At 41.3% G+C, this 3863-nt stretch carries 3 protein-coding genes; all 3 read left to right on the top strand.

Features of this window, described 5'->3' with window-relative positions:
- Positions 1-74 precede the first annotated feature (74 nt).
- On the top strand, positions 75-2567 hold the full coding sequence (locus E1176_RS04450; RefSeq protein WP_155209367.1) for a PIG-L family deacetylase: 2493 nt from the start codon (positions 75-77) through the stop codon (positions 2565-2567).
- A 6-nt stretch (positions 2568-2573) separates the two neighbouring features.
- Complete coding sequence (locus tag E1176_RS20895; protein ID WP_222933083.1) at positions 2574-2717, top strand: hypothetical protein; 144 nt, start codon at positions 2574-2576, stop codon at positions 2715-2717.
- On the top strand, positions 2714-3863 hold a 1150-nt coding region (locus E1176_RS04445), incomplete at its 3' end, for a sodium:solute symporter family transporter (protein WP_155209366.1). The genes E1176_RS20895 and E1176_RS04445, both read left to right, overlap by 4 nt.

The raw sequence follows: 3863 nt of genomic DNA, 5'->3' as shown, positions 1-3863 counted from the left end.
GGCTTTTTCTTGAATAGTCGCATAAACCTTTAATCTTTGCACCCGTTAGGTTATTATTCAACCACTCAGAGATTATGAAGAAAAACTACGGTATCCTTTTAAGCTTATTTTTCATTTCTTTTACGCTTTTAGGACAAAAACCCACACAGCCAGATGCGGCAGATATACTTCTAAAACTCAAAAAGCTTAACTTTCTCGGCACTGTACTCTACGTAGCAGCTCACCCCGATGATGAAAACACCCGACTAATCGCTTATATGGCTAACGAGAGGTTGGCCAATACCGCCTATTTATCAATGACACGTGGTGATGGAGGTCAAAATCTGATAGGTCCCGAAATACGCGAGGCTTTAGGCGTGATTCGTACTCAGGAATTGCTTGCGGCAAGAGCCATTGACGGGGGTCAACAATTTTTTACAAGAACCAATGATTTTGGCTATTCAAAATCACCAGAGGAAACTCAGGAGATATGGGACAGAGAAAAAGCACTGGGAGACGTGGTTTGGATTTTTAGAAAATTCAGACCGGATGTAATTATTACACGGTTTCCTACTGACGGTGGGGGTGGTCATGGTCATCACACTACCTCAGCGATATTTGCCCACGAAGCATTTGACCTGGCAGCTGACAAAGATCAGTATACCGACCAACTAGAGTATGTGAGCACCTGGCAGCCAAAGCGTCTTTACCTCAACACAGGGCGATGGTGGAATCCAAACATAAGTGCTGACGAAGAAGGAGTACTTACTGTAGATGTCGGTCAGTATAACGCTTTACTTGGTGAGTCGTACACCGAAATGGCTTCCAGAAGTCGCAGTCAGCATAAAAGTCAGGGTTTTGGCTCAACAGGTAGTAGAGGCAAACAAATAGAATACCTGGAGTACAGGAAAGGTGATAAAGCCCAGGAAGATATTTTTGAAGGGGTTGAAACCTCATGGAAGCGTGTAAAAGGAGGGGAGAAGATCGGTAGAATGATTGAAGAAATAATTGCCAACTACTCCGCATCAAATCCGGCAATGATAGTGAAGCCCCTACTTGAGGTGAGAAAAGAAATTGCCAAAATCAAAGATAACCATTGGAGAGAGGTGAAAACCCAGGAAGTGGACGAATTGATTAAGGCCGCTACAGGTTTGTATCTCGAAACAAGAGCAGATGATTTCTCTGCGGCTCCGGGTTCTGAAATTATGCTAAACACAGAATTAGTCAACCGTTCTAATGTAGAAGTAACTTTGAAAAGTATTTCTTACGGGTCAATAAAAGACTCTGTGATTAATAGCACTTTTACTAACAATAACACACTAGACTTTAAAACCACCTATCAGGTTCCATCAGAAGCAGCGTATACGCAATCTTACTGGTTGAAGGAAAAAGGTACGCTTGGGATGTATAAAGTTGATGATCGTATGCTAATTGGTAAACCCGAAAACGGTGCTGCCATTGAAGTGACCTATGTTTATGCTATCGGAGATCAGGAGTTTACCAACAAACACCCTGTTATTTACAAATGGAATGATCCTGTTGATGGTGAAAAATATAGACCTTTTGTAATCACTCCACCTGTATTTGTCAACATTCCAGAATCTGTTTACATCTTCTCTGACGAATCTAGTCGGCAAATTACAGTCACCGTTAAAGCCGGAGCAAGAAACGTTACTGGTGAAGTAAGGCTTAACCTGCCAGATGGCTGGAAAAGTGAGCCCACAAAGCATAGTTATACACTCGAGGATAAGAATGCAGAGGCCTTATTTACTTTTACAGTTACTCCACCTGCCGGTCAGAGTGAAGGCCAATTGAAGGCCATTGTAACTCATGATGGTAAAGAATATGGCAAGAGCATTAATACAGTAGATTACGATCACATCAAAACCCAGGTGCTAATGCCGGATGCAGAAGCCAAAATCGTAAAACTAAACATAAAAAAGTACGGAGAAACAATTGGGTACATAGCTGGGGCAGGGGATGTTATTCCAGCAGCATTGAGAGAAATTGGTTATGAAGTTTGGGAGATGAAAGACGAAGAAGTAACTGCAGAAAACCTCTCATCACTGGACGCTGTGGTTTTAGGTATAAGAGCGTTAAACACAAATGAGCGACTGCCATATTTTATGCAAAATTTGCTCAACTACGTGCAAGAGGGAGGCACATTAGTCATACAGTACAATACTAGTCATAGGCTTAAAACTGATGATTTCGCACCTTACCCCCTCGAGTTGAGTAGAGACCGGGTAACCGATGAGTTTGCTGAAGTAAGAATTTTAGCGCCTGAACATCCCGTAATGTCTGAGCCAAACCAAATTACACAAACAGATTTTGAAGGTTGGGTGCAGGAGCGAGGTTTGTATTTTCCCAACAAGTGGGATGATGAATATACGGCTGTACTCTCGAGCAATGATAAGGGGGAAACACCAAAAGAAGGAGGGTTGCTTGTAGCTAAATATGGTAATGGCCATTATGTTTATACAGGTTACTCTTGGTTCAGAGAACTTCCTGCTGGTGTGCCAGGTGCCTTTAGAATTTTTGTTAACCTAGTGTCTTTAGGCAATAAACCAGAATCTAAAAACAATTAAGCTTTTATGAGTGACAACAAAAAAGATCAAAAACCTATTACTGATCAACCTCCTTTTTTAGGTAGCTGGAAGAATATATATTGGTTATTGATGGGTAATCTGGCCGTGCTGATCTTATTGTTTTATCTCTTTACCAGACATTTTTCATGAGCAGTATAGATTGGATTGTACTGTTCGGTACACTTATTTTTATTGTAGCATACGGTGTTTATAAAACCAGAGGCACCAATAGCATGGATAGCTACATTAGAGGTGACACTTCTAAATGGTGGACTATCGGGCTCTCGATCATGGCTACACAGGCCAGTGCGATAACTTTTCTGTCTACTCCCGGACAGGCCTACACCGATGGTATGCGTTTCATACAGTTCTATTTCGGACTGCCGCTTGCCATGATTATCATTTCAGTCTTTTTCCTTCCTATTTATTATAAGCTTAAGGTTTACACAGCTTATGAGTATTTAGAAAGCCGTTTCGACCTTAAAACACGTATGTTGGCTGCATTGATATTTCTCATTCAGAGAGGCCTGGCAGCTGGTATCACGATTTATGCTCCCGCCATTATATTAAGTTCTTTACTTGGTTGGAGGCTTGGCTATACAACATTAATTATAGGAGTTTTAGTTATCATCTATACCGTTTCAGGCGGTACGAAAGCTGTTACGCAAACCCAAAAACAGCAAATGGCTGTAATGATGGGCGGTATGATTGCAGCAGGTATATTAGTAATTACACAGTTGCCTCAGGGTGTTGGGTTTGTAGATGCTATGCACGTGGCAGGTAAAATGGGTAAATTAAACGTAGTAAGCTTTGATTTTGATCTGAGCGATCGCTATAATTTTTGGTCTGGCATGACTGGCGCTGTATTTTTATTTATGTCGTATTTCGGTACGGATCAATCGCAGGTGCAACGTTATCTTTCCGGTCGTTCACTGTCAGAAAGTCGTTTGGGACTTATGATGAATGGCCTTTTAAAAGTACCGATGCAGTTTATCATACTCTTTATTGGTGCCATGGTATTTGTTTTCTACCAATTTAATGCACCCCCTATCTTTTTTAATGATACGATTGCTCAGGAAGTGAGAATATCAGAGAAAGGACAAGAATTTACTGCACTTGAGCAACAGTATGAAGAAATTTTCGCTGAAAAGCGCACTGAAGTTGACAATCTGGTAAACTATGTAGAAACCGGTGATGAGCAGGCCATAGAAACCACAGCGGCCAGACTTAATAGTTTACAAGCTAACTCTGAAAATATAAGAAACGAGGCTAAGGCTGTGATTAGTGAAGCGCTAC

The organism is Fulvivirga aurantia (genome assembly GCF_009711475.1).
In the GTDB taxonomy this organism is placed as follows: Bacteria; Bacteroidota; Bacteroidia; order Cytophagales; family Cyclobacteriaceae; genus Fulvivirga; species Fulvivirga aurantia.
This window is presented reverse-complemented; position numbering and strand designations above follow the sequence as displayed.

Bases quoted from the DNA above. Each gene is read 5' to 3' on its own strand.
- E1176_RS04450 (WP_155209367.1), top strand. From the start codon at position 75: ATGAAGAAAAACTACGGTATCCTTTTAAGCTTATTTTTCATTTCTTTT.
- E1176_RS20895 (WP_222933083.1), top strand. From the start codon at position 2,574: ATGAGTGACAACAAAAAAGATCAAAAACCTATTACTGATCAACCTCCT.